The following is a 19,556-nucleotide window of genomic DNA, read 5'->3' as shown; positions in this document are numbered from 1 at the left end:
CCCTGATCCCGGCGGCAGTTGACGACGGCGCCTCCGCCCTTCGCGGGAGGCGCCGTCCGTACGTCGTCCGGTGTTCACCCTCCCGTGGTGCACCGTTGGGAATGAAGGCCCAGCCTGGCCGCTGTCCGCACCTTTGCGCCCCAGGAGGCCTCATGTCCCCGCGTGTTCTCAAGCGTTCCGTCGCTGTGGGACTGCCGCTCGCCCTGCTCGCCGCCGTCGCGGTGGCCGGCACCGCCACCGGAGCCCCGGGACACGGGCACGGCACCGCCCGGGTCACCGGCACCGCGGTGCTCGGCGACATCCCGCTGGGCACCTTCTCCAACACGCTGCTGCCCGGGACCGTCGGCAACGACAGGGGCGTCGACCTCGGCGGCATCGGGAGCGACATCTACCCGGCGGGCCGCCAGGGCGAGTTCTGGACGGTGACCGACCGCGGCCCCAACGGACAGATCAAGATCGACGGCGCGAAGCGGCGCACGTTCCCGGTCCCCGGTTTCGACCCGGCGATCGTGAAGGTGCGCACGGAGCACGGCAAGCTGAAGGTGCTGCAGGCGATACCGCTGACCACCCGGTCGGGCGCGGCCGTGACGGGCCTTTCGAACCAGCAGGGCCGCGACGAGGCTCCGTACTCCTACGACGCGAAGTCCCCGCTCTCGTACAACCCGAACGGTCTCGACACCGAGGGCATCGTGCGGGCGAAGGACGGCAGCTTCTGGCTGGTCGACGAGTACGGCCCCTCCCTGGTGCACGTGTCGGCGCGCGGGCAGGTCCTCACGCGCTACGTCCCCAAGGGGCTGCACCTGACCGGCACCGACTACCCGGTGGTCGAGTCGCTGCCCGCCATCCTGCTCCAGCGCAAGATCAACCGCGGTTTCGAGGGGCTGGCCCAACTCCCGGGCGGCGACCTGGTGCTGGCGGTGCAGAGCCCGCTGTCGGTGCCCGACACCGCGGCCGGTGAAGGATCGCTCAACGTCCGGCTGCTGCGCTTCTCGACCAAGCACCGGGCCGTCACGGCCGAGTACGCCTACCGGTTCGACCCGGTGAACGTGGTCGACCCGAGCGAGGACGACACCTCCGAGCTGAAGGTCTCCTCGGTCGTGGCGATCGGCGGCGACAGCCTCCTGGTGGAGGAGCGCACCGACAAGGCGGCCCGGCTGCAGCGCGTCACCCTGCCGCACGGCAAGGGCATCCTGGGCAGCGCCTGGGACTCCGCGGCGACTTCGCCCTCGTACGAGCAGCTGGCCGACCCCTCGGCCGCGGGCGTGCCGGTGCTGCGCAAGCGCCTGGTCGTTGATCTCGGTACGGTCCCGGGCGTGCCCGGAAAGATCGAGGGAGTCGCCCTGGCCGGGCACAACACCCTCGCGCTGATCAACGACAACGACTTCGGGATGACGGACGGGGCCGGCGCCTTCGACGCGCAGGGGCGCCTGGTCGACAGCGGGATCAAGACGGTTCTGACCTACCTCCGACTGCCCGAGGGCCGCTGATCAGTCAACCAGGACTCCGTGGCCGACCCCTTCCGGGATCGGCTGCGGATTCTTTGCGTCAGGCTCCGGCCTGGATGCGGAGGCCCGCCAGCGTCAGATCCAGCGCCGCGAGGAACTGCTCCTTGTCGTCGTGCCCGTCGAACTCCTCGACGATGTCGCGCACGAACGGATACTCCTCGGCGTCGAGCTCACGCCACGTCTGGGCGTAGCGACCGAGGAACTCCTCGCGGCCCACGATGCCGTCGACCACCTCCGCCGGCGGCTCCTGCCCCAGGTCGGCGGCGTTGGCGACCACGACCCCCACGATCGCCGACACGGCGTAGAACCGCTCCCGTGGTGTGAGGTCGAGTCGCAGCGTCTGCCGCCCCAGCTCTTCGTAGAGCCGCAGCGAATTTCCCTGGACGTTGATGTCGCGCATGAAGCGCCCGCCCAGCCAGGGCCGGTCCACGATCGCGTCGAAGAGCTTTTCGGCCATCAGGCGCAGGTCGTCGATCGGGTCGCCGCTGTCGGTCTGCCCCTCGACGGCGGTCAGCACCCCACCGAGCACATGGTCGATGGCCCGGTCGAGCAGCTCGTCCTTGCCCGAGACGTACCAGTAGATGCTGCCGACGCCGGTGCCGAGCCGGGCCGCGAGGGCGCGCAGGGTCAGCGCCGGCTCACCCGCCTCGTCGAGGAGGGCCACCGCCGCACCGAGAACGGCCTCGATGGAGTGCGAGGCGCGTTGACGCCCCCGGGAAGGACGGTCGGCGGGTCGTGGTCGCGGGCCTGTCATGGTCCACATCCAATCACAGCTTGCACATTTATCGAACTGCGTTCTATTGTAGAACGTCGTTCGATAGTCGGCGACGTCACGAAAGGAGGCCCGCCATGACCACCACAGCCACCGCGCCCGCCGCGTCGCGCACCTATCCGTCGCTGCGCGCCGCATGGATACCTTTGGCCGCGCTCTGCCTGGCCTTCTTCGTCGAGATGGTCGACAACACGCTGCTCTCGATCGCCCTGCCCACGATCGGCCGGGACCTGGACGGCAGCACGACCTCGCTGCAGTGGGTCACCGGCGCGTACTCGCTGACCTTCGGCGGGCTGCTGCTGACGGCAGGATCGATGGCCGACCGGCTCGGACGCCGACGCGTGCTGCTGGTCGGCCTCGCGGTGTTCGGGCTGCTGAGCCTGGGCGTCGTCGCGGTCACCAGCGCGGGGCAGCTCATCACCCTGCGGGCCGGCCTCGGCGTCGCCGCCGCGGCGATGGCCCCGATCACCAACTCGCTGGTCTTCCGGCTGTTCGACGACAAGGCGCTGCGGATGCGCGCGATGACGCTGATGATCGTCGTCGGCATGTCCGGCTTCGTTCTCGGCCCGCTGCTGGGCGGCACCGCCCTGGCCCACGTCTCGTGGCAGTGGCTCCTGGTCGTCAACGCCCCGATCGCCCTGATCGCGGCCATCGGCGTCCGCCTCGGCGTGCCGGCCGACCGGCCGGAGGACCTGACCCGCGACAAGCTCGACCTGCCGGGCGCCGTCCTCAGCGTCCTCACCATCGGCCTCGCCTGCTACTCGCTGACCAGCGGCGTCGAGCACGGCTGGCTCTCCGCGGCCACGCTCGCTTCGGTCCTCGGTGCGATCGCCGCAGGGGTCGGGTTCGTGTGGCACGAGCGCCGCAGCGCATCGCCGATGCTGGATCTGCGCCTCTTCTCCAACGGCACCGTCCGCGGCGCCGCCATCGCGCAGATCGGCACGGCCATCGCGATGGCCGCCGTGATGTTCGGGCTGATCCTCCACTTCCAGTACGCCTACGGATGGAGCCCCGTACGAGCCGGCCTGGCGAACCTGCCGATCATCGTGACGATGATCGCCGCAACGCCCCTGTCCGAGTGGCTCGCGGCAAGGTTCGGCCACCGCATCGCCTGCCTGGTCGGAGCGGCCTGCCTGGCCGGCTCGCTGGCGGGTCTGTCCTGGGGCGTCGACCACGGGTACGCCGCCATCGCGGTCTGCATGGTCGTGATGACCATCGGACTGCGTACCGTCATGACGATCTGCGCCATCGCCCTCGTCGACGCGATGCCCAGCAACCGCACGTCGATCGGCACGGCGCTCAACGACACCGCCCAGGAGGTCGGCAGCAGCATCGGCACCGCCGTGGTCGGCACCATGATCGCGGCGCTGGTCACCACACAGCTCCCCGCGGGCACATGGAGCGACGCACTCGTGGCGTCGTTCTTCCACGGCGAGCGGATCACCTACGCCGTGCTGGCGGTCATCGTCGGACTGATCGCGGCAGCTGGTGCGCTCACACTCACCGACTCCCACGCCACCGAAGAGCACGCCTGATACGGACCGCTCAGAAGGAGGGGAGCAGGGAGTCCAGGTCCGACGGGAACTCCGAGGGGAGCTCTGTCGGGATGCTGGTCGGGATCTTGGTGGGCAGTTCGGTGGGGATCTCGGTGGGGATGCTCAGCGAGGGCGTCGGGTTCGGCGAAGTGGTGCCGGTGCCGGGCGACTTCTTGCCCGACGAACCGCTCGTGCTGATCAGCACGACGACCACCACGACGATCACCACCGCGACGGCGGCGGCGATCGCCAGGAACCGACGGTTCGGACCGCCCCCACCGCGATGCGGTGGGGGCGGTCCGTATCCGCTGGTCTGCGTCGGTGGTCCGTACCCGCCACCCTGCGGCGGCGATCCGTACCCACCGCCCCGCGGTGGACCGGGCGGCTGAGGGGGCATCGGCGGTGTGGCCATACCCTCCAGAGTCGCCCCGAAGCGGTCATCTCGCCATCCCTTCGGGCAAGTTGACCGCTCCTGGGGCAGATCAGCCGCGTGCGGCGAGCAGGTGGTCCATCGCCAGCTGGTCCAGGTGCTCGAACGCCATGGACCGCTCGGCGGCCTCGGTGACGTCGAACTCCTCGAAGGCGCCGCGGTCGGCGAGCAGACCCGCGAGCCCGTCCGCCGCCGTGGGCTGCGCCAGCTGGTCGAGGCGCGAGGCGCGCAGCGCGTCCTGGACCTCGGGGTCGGCGCGGAACGCGGCCGCGCGCTCCTTGAGGATCAGGTAGTTGCGCATGCAGCCCGCGGCCGAGGCCCAGACCCCGTCGAAGCCCTCGGTGCGCGGCGGCTTGAAGTCGAAGTGGCGCGGGCCCTCGTAACCGGCGCTCTCCAGCAAGTCGACGAGCCAGAACGCGGAGCGCAGGTCGCCCGCGCCGAAGCGCAGGTCCTGGTCGTACTTGATGCCGGTCTGACCGTTGAGGTCGATGTGGAAGAGCTTGCCGGACCAGATCGCCTGGGCGATGGAGTGCGTGAAGTTCAGCCCGGCCATCTGCTCGTGGCCGACCTCCGGGTTCACGCCGTACAGCTCCGGTCGCTCCAGGCGCTCGATGAACGCGAGGGCGTGGCCGACGGTGGGCAGCAGGATGTCGCCGCGCGGCTCGTTGGGCTTGGGCTCGATGGCGAAGCGAAGGTCGTAGCCCTTCTCGGTGACGTACTCGCCGAGGAGGTCGAAGGCCTCCTTCATCCGGTCCAGGGCGCAGCGGACATCCTTGGCGCCACCGGACTCCGCGCCCTCGCGGCCGCCCCACGCCACATAGGTCTGGGCGCCGATCTCGGCGGCCAGGTCGATGTTGCGCATCGTCTTGCGGAGCGCGTAGCGGCGTACGTCGCGGTCGTTGGCGGTGAAGCCGCCGTCCTTGAAGACCGGGTGCGTGAAGAGGTTCGTGGTGGCCATCGGCACGATGAGGCCGGTGGCGTCCAGCGCCTGCCGGAAGCGCTTGATGTGGGACTCGCGCTCGGCGTCCGAGGACCCGAAGGGGATCAGGTCGTCGTCGTGGAAGGTGACGCCGTACGCACCGAGTTCGGCCAGGCGCTGTACGGACTCGACCGGGTCGAGTGCGGGCCGGGTCGCATCACCGAACGGGTCGCGTCCCTGCCATCCCACGGTCCACAGGCCGAAGGAGAACTTGTCCTCGGGGGTCGGCTGGTAGTTCATGTCGTGCTCCTTTTGACGGGCCCGGCTATTTCGTCATGGCCGTTAACAAATTAGTATCCGGAGGCATCGTTGTGAAGTCGCGGAACGGAGTCAAGTGATGGCAGCACCTCACAGCCCGCTGGTCATCGGGGTGGACAGCTCCACCCAGTCCACCAAGGCGCTGGTCGTGGACACCGAGACCGGCGAGGTCGTCGCGAGCGGCCAGGCCCCGCACACCGTCTCCGGCGACGCGGGTGCACGCGAGAGCGACCCCGCCCAGTGGTGGCAGGCCCTCGCCGCCGCCCTGCAGGCCTGCGGCGAACCCGCGACGCGGGCCGCCGCGATCTCGGTCGGCGGGCAGCAGCACGGGCTCGTCACCCTGGACTCCGCCGGCAATCCCGTACGCCCGGCGATGCTCTGGAACGACGTACGGTCGGCTCCGCAGAGCGAGCGCCTCATCGGTGAACTGGGCGGCCCCAAGGCCTGGGCCGAGCGGACCGGCAGCCTGCCGGGGCCCGCGTTCACCGTCACCAAGTGGGCCTGGCTGCGCGAGAACGAACCCGAGGCGGCGCGCGCCACGGCCGCCGTACGCCTGCCGCACGACTACCTCACCGGACGCCTCACCGGCCGGGCCGTCACCGACCGGGGCGACGCTTCCGGCACGGGCTGGTGGTCCTCGGCGACGGGCGCGTACGACGAGGAGATCCTCGCCCTCGCCGACCTGGACCCCGCGATGCTCCCCGAGGTCCTGCGGCCCGACGAGGCCGCCGGCACCGTACTGGACCTGCCCGAACTCCCCCTGCGGCCCGGCATCCTCGTCGCGCCGGGCACCGGCGACAACGCGGCTGCGGCCCTCGGCCTCGGCCTGCTCCCCGGTCAGCCGGTCCTGAGCCTCGGCACCTCCGGCACGGTCTACGCGGTGTCCGGACACCGCCCCGTCGACCCGACCGGCACCGTCGCGGGCTTCGCTGACGCCCGCGGTGACTGGCTGCCGCTCGCCTGCACCCTCAACTGCACCCTGGCCGTGGACCGCATCGCCGCCCTATTCGGCCTGGACCGCGAGGCTGTCGAGGCGGGCGGCTCCGCCACCGTCCTGCCCTTCCTCGGCGGCGAGCGCACTCCCCAACTCCCCCACTCCGCCGGTCTGTTCTACGGCGTGCGGCACGACACCACCGGCGGGCAGCTGCTCCAGGCGGCCTACGACGGGGCCGTCTTCGCGCTGCTCGCCGCCCTGGACGAGGTGCTCGACCATGACGCGGACCCGACCGCTCCGCTCCTGCTGATCGGCGGCGGCGCACAGGGCGCGGCCTGGCGCGAAACCGTACGACGGCTGTCGGGGCGCGCCGTACAGGTTCCCGCGGCCAAGGAGCTCGTGGCGCTCGGCGCGGCCGCCCAGGCGGCGGGTCTGCTGACCGGCGAGGACCCGGCCGCGGTCGCCCGGCGCTGGGGCACGGCGCAGGGTCCGCTGTACGCTCCCCTCCCGGTGGACGAGTCCGCGCTGCACAGGATCGGATCCACGCTCACCGGAGCCGATGCACTGCTGCACCAGGAGGTACGGACATGACCGCTCCCCTTCCCAACACCCAGCAGGGCATGCGACGGCGCAATCTCTCCCTGGTGATGCACGCGGCAGCCGGGTACGGACCGCTGTCCCGGGCCGCCGTCGCAGGCCGTATCGGCCTCACCCGGGCAGCCGTCTCCTCCCTCGTCGACGAACTGATCCGCGGCGGGCTCCTGGTCGAGCTCGGCCGCGAACAGTCGGGGTCGGTCGGCCGCCCCGGCAGTGCGCTCTCGCTGAGCGGGCGCGGCCCGGTCGGCATCGGGGCGGAGATCGGCGTCGACCATCTCGCCGTCTGCGCCGTCGATCTGCACGGCAAGGTGCGCGCGCGGGCCGACGCGCAAACCGACAACCGCGGCCGCCCGGCCGAACCCGTGCTGAAGGAACTCGCCGAGCTGATCCGCCAGGTGACGGACAGCGCACGCGGCGAGGGGCTGCGGCCCGCGGGGATCGCGGTCGCCGTCCCCGGTCTGGTGGCGCGCGACACCCAGACCGTCGTCCGCGCCCCCAACCTCGGCTGGGAGGACGTCGATCTGGGCGCCTGTCTGCCGTACGGGGCGCAGCTGAGCGTCGACAACGAGGCGAACCTGGGTGCGCTCGCCGAGCTCTGGCTCGGCGGCGACCCCGCCCCCCAGGACTTCGTCCATGTCTCCGCCGAGATCGGCATCGGCGCCGCGGTGGTCGTCGAGGGCCGCCTGCTGCGCGGAACCCACGGCTACGCGGGCGAGTTGGGCCACGTTCCGGTACGCCCCGAAGGGCCGGCCTGCGCCTGCGGCGGCCGCGGCTGCCTGGAGCAGTACGCCGGCGAGGAGGCGGTGCTGCGCGCCGCCGGGCTCACCGCGACCGGCCGCTCCGTGGACCTGCTCGCCGAGCGCGCGGCGGACGGCGACCGCGCGGTGCGGCGCGCGCTGAGCACGGCGGGAGGTGCGCTCGGCATCGCGCTCGCCGGGACCGTGAACCTGCTCGACCCGCAGGCGGTCGTCCTCGGCGGCGCGCTCTCGCGCCTCGCTCCGTGGCTTCTCCCTTCACTGGAGCGGGAGTTGACACGGCGCACGGCCGAGCCCGCCCGCCCCTCGCTGACCGTCTCGCGGCTCGGCTCGGAGGGCCCGCTGCTCGGCGCGGCACACTCGGTGGTCCGTGCGGTATTGGACGACCCGGCCTCCTACACGGGCTGACCGTACGCCCCGGTCTCTTCCGCCCCTTGCGCGCCGCCCCGTACCGTGTGGCCCGCGAGACTCTTGTCGGTTGGCGGACGCAAGGAGTCGAAGGATGTCGGGGGATACGAATCCAGGGCTGCGCCGCGACGCCGTAGGGCTGCGCGAGGTCCTGTTCCAGAGCATCACGGCGATGGCGCCCGCGGCTGCCGTCGCCGCTTCCATACCGTCGGGCGCCGCCTTCGCGGGCGGCAGTCTGCCGCTCTCCGTACTGGTGGCGCTCGTCGCCTGCCTCTTCACCGCCTCGTGCATCGCCGAGCTGGCCCGGCATCTGCCGGCCGCGGGCTCGGTGGCCACGTACTCCTCCCAGGGTCTCCATCCGGCGATCGGATTCCTCGTCGGCTGGGGCTACGTCTTCGTCGAGGCACTGGTGCCCGCGCTCCTGCTGCTCCAGCTGGGCTTCACCACGGCGCCGACCCTGCACCGGCAGTGGGAGTCCTACCCGGCGGGCCTGTGGTGGCCGTGGGCCGTCGCCGGAGCGGTGATCATCGCGCTGGCGGGATTCTTCGGCGTACGGGCGTCGGCACGCTTCGGAACGATCCTCGGCCTCTTCGAGGTGGCGGTGTTCCTGGTTTTCGCGGTGATGCTGATCGCGAAGGCGGGCGACGCCAACACCCTCTCGGTGTTCGGCACTTCGCACACCGCGGAGGGGCACTCGGGTCTCAGTGGCGTCTTCGCGGGCTCCGTCTACACGGTGCTGGCCTTCGCCGGATTCGAGGCAGCCGCCCCGCTCGCAGAGGAAGCCAAGGACGCGCGGCGCACGATGCGGCGGGCCGTGCTCGGCGCGGCGCTGTCGATCGGGCTGTTCTACGTCCTGACGACCTATGCCATGTCCGTGTACTTCGGACCCGACAAGTTCGCCGGCTTCGGGGTGTCGGGCGACGCCTCGTGGGAGGGCGTGGCGCGCGCCTCGTTCGGGCTGTTCTGGGTGCTGGTCTTCCTGGCCGTCGTCAACTCGACCATCGCCAACGCCAATGCGTGCTCGAACGTCTCCACCCGTACGGCCTTCGCGCTCGGCCGCGCCGGAGTCTTCCCGCGCCCCTTCACCCACATCCATCCGCGCCACCGCTCCCCCGTGGTGGGCGTTGCCGTGCAGTTCGTCGTGGCGCTGGCGGCCGTGCTCGGACTGGGCTTCGGCTACGACCCGGTGACGGCCTTCTATCTGCTGGCCGCGGTCATCGTGACCGTGGTCATCGGGGTGTACATCGTCGTGAACCTGGCCTGCGTCGGGTACTTTCTGCGGCGCAGGCGCGAGGCGTTCAACCCGGTGCTTCACCTGCTCTTCCCGCTGCTGGGCATCGTCGCCTTCGTCCCCGCGCTGCTGACGGCCGCCGGGATCCCCGTCTTCGACTTCGTCACCGAGCTCACGCCGCCGGTCTCGTACGCGGGTCCCGTGGTCGGCGTGTGGATGCTGATCGGCGTGATCGTCCTGGCCGTACTGGTACGCCGCCATCCCGGGCGGCTCGCGGAGACCGGCCGGATCCACCTGGACGAACCGCAGGACACCCCGGTCCGCTCCCCCGCCGGTAGGCCGCGTACCGTTCCCGCACCGAGACAGGAGAGCCTCCATGCCACGCGAAAGAACAGGCCCCAGCCGCAGACGGCTGCTCCAGGGAACCGCCCTCACCGCGGCCGCGGGCATCCTGCTGCCCGCCACGCACGCCGAGGCGGGCGCGACGGCCGACACCGACTACCTGCTCGCGCACTGGAAGCCCGGCTCCACTTCCAACTACACGGCGTCCACCCGGCCTTCGGCGTACACGATCGACCGGGTGATCATCCATGTCACCCAGGAGACCTTCCCCAACACGATCTCCATCTTCCAGAACCCGGCGAAGCAGGTCACCGCGCACTATGTGGTGCGCTCGGCCGACGGGTACATCGCCCAGTGCGTGCGCGAGCGCGACATCGCCTGGCACGCGGGGAACTGGGGGTACAACACCCGCAGCATCGGCATCGAGCACGAGGGCTGGGTCGATCAGCCCTCGTACTTCACCAACGCCCTGTACGAGCAGTCGGCGGCGCTCACCGCCTCCGTCTGCGACCGGTACGGGATACCGAAGGACCGCGAGCACATCCTGGGCCACTACCAGGTGCCGGGCACGGACCACACGGATCCCGGCCCCGAGTGGGACTGGGTGCGCTACATCCGGCTGGTCAACTTCGCCTGACCCTACGCGCGTTCATCAGGAGGGGTACTGCCCCGGCGGGACGTCGGAGACGGTGGCGTTCCCGCCGAGGCCCATCTTCAGCGTCAGCGTCCAGGTGCTGTAGATGATCTGGGTGGAGGTGGTGGTCGTCTCGAACTTCGACGTCCGGTCGAACTTCTGGAAGGTGCACCCCCTGGAGAACTTCTTCGCCCCTCGGTCCCAGTCCTCGCCCGACGCGTAATAGATCGTGTAGGTACCGTCGTTGATGTGCCTGACCTTCACGTCGGAGTGCCTGCGCACATAGACGGTGAAGGCGGGCCGCTTGCCGCGGGCCACGGTCAACGCCGTATCGGTGGAGCCCGAGTTGACGACGGTGAGGATGCCGCGGCCGCTGCGGTTCCCGTCCCGCAGGAAGGTGCCGTTGCCCAGGCTGCGGTGCTGCTCCTTCGGCATCCTGGGCAGGACGAGCCCCGGCCTGTAGCCGCGGGCGGCGAGCGCCGCGTCCGCCGTCCGCAGGGCGGCGAAGCTCTTCTCGGTGCCGATGTGCGTGACGGCCGCACCCGGGGTGCACAGGCCGCTGGAGGCGGGCGTGCGCAGGCCGGTGCTGGTGTCGAGCAGGTCGGAGTGCAGGTCGTCCATCGCCTGGGCCAGGGCCGTGTGATCGCTGCGGGCCCCGTCAGGGGTGCGTACGCCGTCGAGGCGTGTCCTCGCGCTCCCCGTGGCGTCCGTCGCTTTCGCGAGCGCCTTCTGCACTGCGCCGCCGGACCGCGCCCTGGCCAGGTCGGCCAGGGCCTGGTTGACCGGCGCGGTCGCCCCGCTCAGCGACGTACGGTACTCGGCGGCGGTGACGGGCGCGGATGTGGTCGCGGACGGCATGGGAGTCGCACCTCCGCTGCCGCCCTTGGTCTGGCCGTCGCTGCAGCCGCAGAGCGTCAGCGCGGAGCCGGCCAGCAGGGCAACTGCCCCTCCCGAGAACCTTTTTGACCCATGCGCAACACTAAGCACGTTTCGTTGCATGAAATCCCCCGTTGTGTTACGTCGTGCCTTTCGTGTCGAGAATCCAAGAGGGGCACCATGCCGTCAATGGGGGCTGTCGTGACGCTTGTCGTACGCGCTGCACACGACAACGATGAGGAACATCCAAGCGCCGTCCAACGGCGGGCGGCGCCTTGAGGGAGGCCTCGGAGATGACCCGTTACGCTGCGCCCGGCACCGACGGCGCGATCGTCTCGTACCAGTCCCGCTACGACCACTGGATCGGCGGGGAGTACGTACCCCCGGCCCGCGGCCAGTACTTCGACAACCCCAGCCCCGTCAACGGCCGCCCCTTCACCGAGATCGCCCGCGGCACCGCCGAGGACATCGAGACCGCCCTGGACGCCGCACATGCGGCGGCACCCGGCTGGGGTCGCACCGCGGCAGGCGAGCGCGCGAACATCCTCAACAAGATCGCGGACCGCATCGAGGCGCATCTCGAAGAGCTCGCCGTCGCGGAGAGCTGGGAGAACGGCAAGCCGATACGCGAGTGCCTGGCGGCCGACCTCCCCCTGGCCGTCGACCACTTCCGCTACTTCGCGGGCGCCCTGCGCTCCCAGGAGGGAACGCTCAGCGAGCTCGACGACGACACGGTCGCGTACCACTTCCACGAGCCGCTGGGCGTCGTCGGACAGATCATCCCGTGGAACTTCCCGATCCTCATGGCGGCCTGGAAGCTGGCGCCGGCCCTGGCCGCGGGCAACGCGGTGGTGCTGAAGCCGGCCGAGCAGACGCCCGCGTCGATCCACGTCCTGATGAGCCTGATCGCGGACCTGCTGCCGCCGGGCGTCGTCAACATCGTCAACGGCTTCGGCGTCGAGGCGGGCAAGCCGCTGGCCTCCAGCGCGCGCGTGGCGAAGATCGCCTTCACCGGCGAGACGACGACGGGGCGGCTGATCATGCAGTACGCCTCGGAGAACATCAAGCCCGTCAGCCTCGAACTCGGCGGCAAGTCCCCGAACATCTTCTTCGACGACGTCTGGTCGGCCGACGACGACTTCCGCGACAAGGCACTCGAAGGCTTCACGCTCTTCGCACTCAACCAGGGCGAGGTCTGCACCTGTCCCTCGCGCGCCCTGATCCAGCGCGGCCACTACAGCGAGTTCCTCGAGGCGGGCATCGCTCGCACCGAGGCGATCAGGGCCGGGCACCCGCTGGACACCGACACGATGATCGGCGCACAGGCCTCCAACGACCAGCTCCAGAAGATCCTCTCGTACCTCGACATCGGCCAGCAGGAAGGTGCGAAGATCCTGACGGGTGGTCAGCGCATCGAGTACGACGGCGAGTTGGCGGGCGGCTACTACGTCCAGCCGACGATCTTCGAGGGCGACAACCGTATGCGGGTCTTCCAGGAGGAGATCTTCGGCCCGGTCGTCGCGGTGACGTCGTTCACCGACTTCGACGACGCGATCAGGACGGCGAACGACACGCTCTACGGGCTGGGCGCGGGTGTCTGGACACGGGACATGAACACGGCGTACCGGGCGGGCCGGGCGATCCAGGCGGGCCGGGTGTGGACGAACAGCTATCACACGTATCCGGCCCATGCGGCGTTCGGTGGCTACAAGCAGTCGGGGATCGGCCGCGAGAACCACAAGATGATGCTGGACCACTACCAGCAGACGAAGAACCTTCTGATCTCGTACAGCCCGAAGAAACTCGGGCTCTTCTAGAGGCTGAAGTCGGTCTGCCAGGTTTCCCCGTGATCTTGGACACGGGGAAACCTCACAGGCAGGGATGGACGGTGCCGCGTTCTCAGCTGTGCGGAGGGAAGGACTTCACTCGATGAAGACCTTCACGGAGTCGGCGCTCCCGCCGTTTTCGTTGACGCCGATGAAGAAGTCGCTCCCAACGTGGGTAACATCTTCGATCTCGTCGGCCAGGTTGTTCCCTGGAATTCCGATGTCGCTCTCCACGTCACCTCCTGACCAGTTGTACTGGTACACCCAGTTCCACCCGGTTTCGGGCGTTGAAGTGTTGATGGACCTGGTGCTCCAGATGTAGTTCTCGGAGCAGTCAATGCCTTGGTCGGAACGATTGTCGTGACTCGTCAGGTTGCTCTTCACCAGCGTCCATCCGCTCGTCAGCGAACCGGCACCGGGATGGGTCCACAGGTTGCCCAAGCGGCGGGCGGCATATTTGCCGGCTCCGTCGGCCGCCGTCGCGCTGTAGCAGAGGCCGCTGATATTGCCGATGGGCAGATGGACCACCTCGCTTGCGCCAACAGATCCCGACGAGTCCAGGTGAATGATCGTCACATCAGGGCTCGGGTACGCCGATTGGCTTCCCTGGGTGGCAATCAAGGCAGCACCCTGGCCCCGATAGTCCGGATGGTAGGCGAGGTCGTTGCCGTGGCCGAGTGCGGGTATGGAGGTCGGCGCCCCGGCGCAGATCCAGCTGGCACCGTCCCAGGTCGAGCCGTCGCGCAACCATCTGGACAGGACCGGCTCTTCACCGCCCGCTTTGGTGAAAATGATGTAGAGCTGGCCGCCCGACCCCGCGACCATTCCTTCCATGACGGTGCGGCCCGCCCTGCATGCACTGCTGTTCGGGATGTTCAGCCGTTCCGCCCCACTCCTGTCCGTAGCGGCGTAGGCGGACGTTGTCGAGGCAATGGCGATTCCGGTCAAGAGTGCCAGTACGGACGCGAAACTCAGTAGTTTCTTCACTCGGTACCTCTCCCTTGTGGATAAGGGGAGGAGGCTAGCATTTGACGTGCACCCTGCATCCGATGTGGCATCAACTCGCGGCAATGGCAAGGGCTATGACCGTCAGTCAGTTCTGCGGACGGCGGCAGCAGGCCGGGGTCTTCGACCGGCTGCACCGCAGCGAACGTGAACGTGACCCGCCCATCTCGCGCCTTCAGGACTCGCCAGCATGTTTTCCTCATATTTCAGGCGTTGGCGATGGTGTTCGGGGATCCTGTTGAGGTACCTCTGAAACCACTGCAAGGAGACCCCAGTGCGCCGCCCGACCCGCAAATCCTTCGCCGCCCTCATCGCCGCAGCCGCCCTCGCCCTCCCCCTCCTCACCCCCACACCCGCCTCGGCTGCCACCGCCACCAGCCGCTTCGCGAACTACCGCTACGGTGACTGCCTGCGCGAGACCGACGAAACCGGACTCAAGGGCGACCGCTGCACCACCGGACGCGGCAGCCTCCTGTGGCAGTGGAACGGCCGCCTCAACACCAACACCACTCTGAAGAACAACTACTGGGGCCGCTGCCTCGACAGCAATGACCGGGGCGACGTCTACCCCCTGCGCTGCAACGGCGGCTCATACCAGAAGTGGCGCACCGTCCAGCCCGCCGCCCGCAGCGCCGTCATGCTCCAAAGCGTCGGCACGGGCCGCTGCCTCTACCAGCAGGACAACGGCCTCTACCGCACTGCCCGCTGCGACCGAGGCGCCCAGAACCAGCGCTTCACCATCGGCTGACCGGATGGCCCTGCCCGAAGTCGTGAAGACTGGCTGAAGTTCCTGTGCGGCGAGCAGCGTTGCCCACGCGTCGGCCGACACCAGCCCGATGACCAGCACGGTCGCCGACCTGCCGCTCCCGCCCGGCGCCACCTCAAGCTACCCCGCCGCGATCAACGACAACGGGGTGATCGTCGGCTACACCAACGGTCCCAACAACCAAAGGCTTCCCACTCGTTGGAACCCGGAACTCAGCCCCACGACACTCCCGCTGCTGCCCGGGGACCCGATGGGCTATGTCGAGGCCGTCAGCGACGACGGCACCGCCGCCGGCTGGTCGGGAAGCCACCCGGCGCGCTGGGCGCCCGACGGCACGCTCACCCAACTGCAGCCGCTACCCGGCGACACCAGAACCACCTTCCGCGCGATGAGCCGCACAGGTATCGCGGCGGGAGACGCCCGGACGGCACTCCCGTCCCGCTCGACCCGAGCTCGGCCTACTCCACCGCATGGGTCGTCCAGATCAACGACGCCGGCACCGTGCTCGCACGGGGGGCCGTGCCGACCGGCGGCACGATCCACCAGTCCCGCTCCGTGACCTGGAGCCCCGACGGCACCGCCACGGCGATCGGCTCCGCGTACGAGTACACCACTGCCGTCGCCGTCAACGACGCCGGTGTCTCCGTCGGGCACACCGGGGACAAGGTCGCGTCCGATCCGCACCGCTTCGCCCTCCGCTACGAGGCCGACGGGAGCCTGACCGAACTGAACGTGACACCGGACGGCAGCAACTCCTACGCCACGTTCATCAACAGCGCCGGCGTTGCCGTCGGCGTCCGGATCGCCTTCCCGACACCGGGAAGCCCCACGAGCACCGCGGTGATCTGGCGGCCGGAGCCCCGCCCACCCGTCCGGGGCCCACCCACGCGAGGCGGGCCCCGGGCAGTTCGCCACCTACCGGTGCAGCAGGCCCGCCGCCCTCATCGCGGCACCCGCACGCGCTCGCGAAGACTCACAGGCTGATGCGCACTGATACCTCATCAGTAGGGGGCGCACACATAGATGTCGTGCCCACAACACACCAGATGCGCCGGCCGCCACGTGGGCCGCCACGCCCGGGGCAACCATGGGCACGGCAAGGCCCCGGTCGTCGCGCCACGGGGCATGTTCCCTTCTCGACTCTCGACGGGAGAAGACCGTGACCGTATTGCGCCTTCGAAGACGCAGACGCCCAAGGAGCGGACCATCGCCCCGCACGGCGGGATTCCTGCTCGCCCTGTCCCTCATCGGTGTCGCGCTGGCGGCCCCCGCGCAGGCGCGAGCCGACACCACCTTCTCGGCGAAGATCGATTTCGCCACCGCCACCACCGCGCCGGTGAGCGGATACGCACTCGACTACGGGCAGGCCTTCGGCGCCCGTACCGGAGCCGGCCAGGGCACCGGACTCACCTACGGCTGGGTGGGGCTGACGAACACCACCCCGCTCGACCTGACGGGCAACGGCCGGGACAGAGGCACCGCCGAGCCCGACCGGCTCCTCGCCACCTTCGTGCACATGCAGCTGCCCGCCTCGTCGGCCGGCGTGAAGACCCCGGGCCGGTGGGAGATCGCCGTACCCAACGGCACCTACACGGTGACGGTCGCCGTGGGCGACGCGACGAGCGTGGACAGTTCCCACGCCCTCCAGGTCGAGAACCAGAACGCGGTCGACGGGTTCGTCCCCACGTCCACCACCAAGTACCAGACCAGGACCGTGCAACCGACCGTTGCCGACGGCCGGTTGACGATCAGTCCGCTCGGCGGCAGCAACACGAAGATCGCGTACGTGACCATCGCCCCGCTAGCCGACGCCGCCGTCCACCCGGAGGTCAGAACGGTGACCCCGGCGAACACGGCGACCGGCGCGGCACCGACCGGCAGCGTCGTCGCGGACCTCCGCCTGGTGGGCCCCGGCGTCGACGCCACGAGCCTCACCGCCAGTACGGTCACCCTCAAGGAGTCGGTGACCGGCGCAACCGTTCCCGCCCACGTGATCACCAGCGGCGGTGGCGACGTCATCAACCTGTCGCCGACAGCGGGGCTCAAGGCGAACACCCGCTACCGCTTCACGGTCACCGGCGGCGCCCGGGACCTGGACGGGCGGACCTTCACACCATGGAGCTCGGTGTTCACCACCGGGGCGGGCACCGGCACGGGCACCATCGCCTTCGACAAGGTGGCGACGTCGGCGACGGGCAGGAGCTTCGCCTCCGTGGTGAAGGGCCCCGACGGCAAGCTGTACGCGTCCACGCTCGACGGATACATCGTGCGGTACGCGATCGCCGCCGACGGCACCCTGAGCGGGGCCGAGACGATCTCGACCGTACGCACGGACGCGACGGCCCGCGGCCTGCCGGGAGCGCCGAATCGCTCCGTCATCGGGATGGCGTTCGACCCCTCCTCCACGGCAGCCGCCCCGATCCTGTGGATCACTTCCAACACCATGTACGCCGGAGGCACCCCGAACGAGCCGGACTGGTCCAGCAGCATCGCCAGGCTCAGCGGCCCAGGCCTCGCCACGTACACCGAGGTGATCAGCCACCTGCCCCGGTCCGTGAAGGACCACGAGACCAACTCCCTGGCCTTCGGTCCGGACGGCGCCCTCTATGTGACGCAGGGCGCCAACAACGCCATGGGCGCCGCCGACCCGACGTGGGGCAACCGCCCCGAGCACCTGCTCAACGCCGCGGTGCTGCGCCTGGACCCGGCCAAGCTCCCGGCGTCCGGTGCCGTCGACGTGCGGACCGAGAGCCCGGGAACGTACGACCCCTTCGCCGCCAGTGCACCACTGACCCTCTACGCAACGGGCGTACGCAACGCCTATGACCTGGTGTGGCACACCAACGGCCACCTCTACACACCCACCAACGGGTCCGCGGCCGGCGGCAACACGCCCGCCACGCCCGCACCGCTGCCCGCCGCCTGCTCCCGCCGGATCGACGCGGCGACGGCCGGGGCCTACACGGGTCCGACCGTGCCGGGGATCACGTCCAACCCCGTGGCGGAGACCGACTACGTCTTCGACGTGAAGAAGAACCGGTACTACGGGCATCCGAACCCGGCGCGCTGCGAGTGGGTGCTGGCCGGGGGCAACCCCACGTCGGGCACCAGTCCCTTCGAGGTCACCGGCTACCCGGTGGGCACACAGCCCGACCGCAACCTGGACGCGGCCGGGATGTACGACGCCGGGCTGCACGCCTCCGCCGACGGGGTCGTCGAATACCGCGGCAACGGCTTCGGCGGCGCGCTCAAGGGCAAGCTCCTCGTGGTCCGTTACAGCAGCGGCCAGGACATCGAGGTGTTCGGCGTCGACGCACAGGGGAAGCTGTCCGCGCCCACCACAGGCATCACCGGGTTCACCGGATTCCAGCAGCCACTGGACGTCACGGAGGACACGGCCAAGGGCAATCTGTACGTCACGGAACAGGGTGCTTCGAAGATCACCCTGCTGAGGCCCAGGGTGTAACGCCAACAAGTGGCAGTGGTCCTCGCCGGACTCGGTTGAATCATGCTTGCCGGTCATCGTACAGGCGACATTGATCAAAGGCTTTGCGCCTCTTGACAGTTGATGGGGCCCATACCCGATGTCGAAGGAGCCTTGCCGTGCCACTACGGCGCCAAGGACATGTCCGTGCAAGCGGTCCGGCGATGACCACTCCCGCTGATACGTCTTCCACCACCTCGGCGCCGTCCGCCCGGCGCGGATCGCCCGCGGTGCTCGGCGCCGCGCTGCTGGGCTTCGTCCTGATCTCTCTGGACGCGTTGATCGTCACGGTCGCGCTGCCCGACATCGGCCGCAGCCTCGGCGGCGGCGTGTCGGGCCTGCAGTGGGTGGTGGACGGCTACACCTTGATGTTCGCCGCTCTGATGCTCTCCTCGGGCGCGGGCGATCGCGCTGTGGACCGTGGGCGGCGCCGTCGCGGTGGTACGGCGTGATCGAGGGCGGCGCCGAGGGCTTCGGCCACCCGCTCGTGGTGGCATCCCTGCTGGTGGCCGTCGTGGCGGCCGCTGCCTTCCTCCTCGCGCAGGCCAGGGGTACGCATCCGATGCTGCCGCTGCCGCTGTTCCGCACCCGGGTGGTGGCGGTGTCGCTGGTGGTCGGCTTCATGCTCAATGCCTCCTACTACGGAGGGGTGTTCGTCTTCAGCCTGTACCTCCAGCAGGAGCGCGGACAGTCGGCGCTCCAAGCGGGCGTCCTGTTCATCCCGATGACGGCGCTGGTCGCGGTGGTGAACCTGGCCTCGGCACGGCTGGCGGCGCGGTTCGGGCCACGGGTTCCGATGGTCTCGGGCCAACTCCTGGGCACAGCCGGGCTGTTGGCCCTGCTGACCGTCGGCGGACACACCGGCGTATGGGTGGTGGCGGCGCTGATGGTGCCGGTCGGTCTCGGCGGCGCACTCGCGGTACCGGCACTGACCGCCATGCTGCTCGACGCCGTACCCGCGGACCGGGCGGGCACCGCGGGCGCGGTGCTCAACACCGCACGCCAGGTCGGCGGGGCCATCGCGGTGGCCGTCTACGGAGCGCTGCTGGCGGGCGCGGACACGTTCCTGGCGGGGATGCGCTGGAGCGTCCTGCTCGCGGGCGCCGGGCTGCTGGCGACGGCGGCCGCGACCCTGACGCTGCCCCGGGTCGAGATGAGGAGGTAGCGGGCGCGGGCTTGTGCGGGCGCCCCGCTCCCGGTCCCGCTGGTTGCCTCCCGG

General features: G+C 70.1%; 15 protein-coding genes and 2 pseudogenes. 11 read left to right on the top strand and 6 right to left on the bottom strand.

Annotation, left to right across the window (positions count from 1 at the left end):
- The first annotated feature begins 152 nt into the window (after positions 1-152).
- Positions 153-1,487 (top strand): esterase-like activity of phytase family protein, encoded by a 1,335-nt coding sequence (locus OG707_RS38965; RefSeq protein ID WP_329126629.1) that lies wholly within the window; start codon positions 153-155, stop codon positions 1,485-1,487.
- Between the two features lie 58 nt (positions 1,488-1,545).
- On the opposite strand, the gene OG707_RS38960 is transcribed toward OG707_RS38965, so the two are convergent.
- Positions 1,546-2,193: a TetR/AcrR family transcriptional regulator gene (locus OG707_RS38960; RefSeq protein ID WP_329128206.1), complete on the bottom strand. Its 648-nt coding sequence runs from the start codon at positions 2,191-2,193 to the stop codon at positions 1,546-1,548.
- A gap of 161 nt (positions 2,194-2,354) precedes the next feature.
- Here OG707_RS38960 and OG707_RS38955 point away from each other — a divergent pair, with 161 nt between their 5' ends.
- Positions 2,355-3,812: an MFS transporter gene (locus OG707_RS38955; RefSeq protein ID WP_329126628.1), complete on the top strand. Its 1,458-nt coding sequence runs from the start codon at positions 2,355-2,357 to the stop codon at positions 3,810-3,812.
- 10 nt (positions 3,813-3,822) lie between these two features.
- Here the strand turns inward: OG707_RS38955 and OG707_RS38950 are convergent, their stop codons facing one another.
- Positions 3,823-4,224, bottom strand: coding sequence for a hypothetical protein (locus OG707_RS38950; RefSeq protein ID WP_329126626.1), 402 nt, complete (start codon positions 4,222-4,224; stop codon positions 3,823-3,825).
- Positions 4,225-4,294: 70 nt separating this feature from the next.
- Positions 4,295-5,461 (bottom strand): xylose isomerase, encoded by a 1,167-nt coding sequence (gene xylA / locus OG707_RS38945; RefSeq protein WP_329126625.1) that lies wholly within the window; start codon positions 5,459-5,461, stop codon positions 4,295-4,297.
- Between the two features lie 97 nt (positions 5,462-5,558).
- Between xylA and xylB the strand changes: the two genes are divergently transcribed.
- From xylB to OG707_RS38930, 3 genes and pseudogenes are all read left to right on the top strand, one after another.
- Positions 5,559-7,004 carry a xylulokinase gene (gene xylB / locus OG707_RS38940; RefSeq protein WP_329126624.1) on the top strand — a complete coding sequence of 482 codons (1,446 nt, stop codon included), beginning with the start codon at positions 5,559-5,561 and terminating at the stop codon, positions 7,002-7,004.
- A complete protein-coding gene (locus OG707_RS38935; protein WP_329126623.1) occupies positions 7,001-8,173 on the top strand; it encodes an ROK family protein in 1,173 nt (390 codons plus the stop codon). Before xylB ends, OG707_RS38935 begins: the two co-directional genes overlap by 4 nt.
- Before the next feature lie 94 nt (positions 8,174-8,267).
- A pseudogene (locus tag OG707_RS38930) lies at positions 8,268-9,587 on the top strand (APC family permease); the annotation flags it as partial.
- Here the strand turns inward: OG707_RS38930 and OG707_RS38925 are convergent.
- On the bottom strand, positions 9,485-9,718 hold the full coding sequence (locus tag OG707_RS38925; protein ID WP_329126621.1) for a hypothetical protein: 234 nt from the start codon (positions 9,716-9,718) through the stop codon (positions 9,485-9,487). The pseudogene OG707_RS38930 and the gene OG707_RS38925 overlap by 103 nt on opposite strands.
- Positions 9,719-9,780: 62 nt before the next feature.
- Here OG707_RS38925 and OG707_RS38920 point away from each other — a divergent pair, with 62 nt between their 5' ends.
- Positions 9,781-10,383, top strand: a complete 603-nt coding sequence (locus OG707_RS38920; RefSeq protein ID WP_329126619.1) for an N-acetylmuramoyl-L-alanine amidase — start codon at positions 9,781-9,783, stop codon at positions 10,381-10,383.
- A 15-nt stretch (positions 10,384-10,398) separates the two neighbouring features.
- Here the strand turns inward: OG707_RS38920 and OG707_RS38915 are convergent, their stop codons facing one another.
- A complete protein-coding gene (locus tag OG707_RS38915) occupies positions 10,399-11,238 on the bottom strand; it encodes a hypothetical protein (RefSeq protein WP_329126617.1) in 840 nt (279 codons plus the stop codon).
- 311 nt (positions 11,239-11,549) lie between these two features.
- Between OG707_RS38915 and exaC the strand changes: the two genes are divergently transcribed.
- On the top strand, positions 11,550-13,073 hold the full coding sequence (exaC, locus tag OG707_RS38910; RefSeq protein ID WP_329126615.1) for an acetaldehyde dehydrogenase ExaC: 1,524 nt from the start codon (positions 11,550-11,552) through the stop codon (positions 13,071-13,073).
- Positions 13,074-13,178: 105 nt separating this feature from the next.
- Here the strand turns inward: exaC and OG707_RS38905 are convergent, their stop codons facing one another.
- Positions 13,179-14,069: a hypothetical protein gene (locus OG707_RS38905; RefSeq protein WP_329126614.1), complete on the bottom strand. Its 891-nt coding sequence runs from the start codon at positions 14,067-14,069 to the stop codon at positions 13,179-13,181.
- Positions 14,070-14,361: 292 nt separating this feature from the next.
- Here OG707_RS38905 and OG707_RS38900 point away from each other — a divergent pair, with 292 nt between their 5' ends.
- The 4 genes and pseudogenes from OG707_RS38900 to OG707_RS38885 all read left to right on the top strand — a co-directional run bounded on the left by OG707_RS38900 (position 14,362) and on the right by OG707_RS38885 (position 19,502).
- Positions 14,362-14,835, top strand: coding sequence for an RICIN domain-containing protein (locus OG707_RS38900; protein ID WP_329126613.1), 474 nt, complete (start codon positions 14,362-14,364; stop codon positions 14,833-14,835).
- A gap of 519 nt (positions 14,836-15,354) precedes the next feature.
- A complete protein-coding gene (locus tag OG707_RS38895; RefSeq protein ID WP_329126611.1) occupies positions 15,355-15,837 on the top strand; it encodes a hypothetical protein in 483 nt (160 codons plus the stop codon).
- A 175-nt stretch (positions 15,838-16,012) separates the two neighbouring features.
- Positions 16,013-18,319: an Ig-like domain-containing protein gene (locus OG707_RS38890; protein ID WP_329126610.1), complete on the top strand. Its 2,307-nt coding sequence runs from the start codon at positions 16,013-16,015 to the stop codon at positions 18,317-18,319.
- Between the two features lie 182 nt (positions 18,320-18,501).
- Positions 18,502-19,502: pseudogene (locus tag OG707_RS38885) on the top strand (MFS transporter).
- The last annotated feature ends 54 nt before the right edge of the window (positions 19,503-19,556 follow it).

It is taken from the genome of Streptomyces sp. NBC_01465, from assembly GCF_036227325.1.
Taxonomy (GTDB): domain Bacteria; phylum Actinomycetota; class Actinomycetes; order Streptomycetales; family Streptomycetaceae; genus Streptomyces.
Note: the sequence above shows the minus strand (reverse complement) of the source record. Positions and strands in the feature narration are given on the sequence as shown.

What these genes read in the sequence shown, in the direction of transcription:
- OG707_RS38965 (WP_329126629.1), top strand. Translation starts at nt 153, where the DNA reads ATGTCCCCGCGTGTTCTCAAGCGTTCCGTCGCTGTGGGACTGCCGCTC.
- OG707_RS38955 (WP_329126628.1), top strand. Translation starts at nt 2,355, where the DNA reads ATGACCACCACAGCCACCGCGCCCGCCGCGTCGCGCACCTATCCGTCG.
- OG707_RS38950 (WP_329126626.1), bottom strand. Translation starts at nt 4,224, where the DNA reads ATGGCCACACCGCCGATGCCCCCTCAGCCGCCCGGTCCACCGCGGGGC.
- xylA (WP_329126625.1), bottom strand. Translation starts at nt 5,461, where the DNA reads ATGAACTACCAGCCGACCCCCGAGGACAAGTTCTCCTTCGGCCTGTGG.
- xylB (WP_329126624.1), top strand. Translation starts at nt 5,559, where the DNA reads ATGGCAGCACCTCACAGCCCGCTGGTCATCGGGGTGGACAGCTCCACC.
- OG707_RS38935 (WP_329126623.1), top strand. Translation starts at nt 7,001, where the DNA reads ATGACCGCTCCCCTTCCCAACACCCAGCAGGGCATGCGACGGCGCAAT.
- OG707_RS38920 (WP_329126619.1), top strand. Translation starts at nt 9,781, where the DNA reads ATGCCACGCGAAAGAACAGGCCCCAGCCGCAGACGGCTGCTCCAGGGA.
- OG707_RS38915 (WP_329126617.1), bottom strand. Translation starts at nt 11,238, where the DNA reads ATGCCGTCCGCGACCACATCCGCGCCCGTCACCGCCGCCGAGTACCGT.
- exaC (WP_329126615.1), top strand. Translation starts at nt 11,550, where the DNA reads ATGACCCGTTACGCTGCGCCCGGCACCGACGGCGCGATCGTCTCGTAC.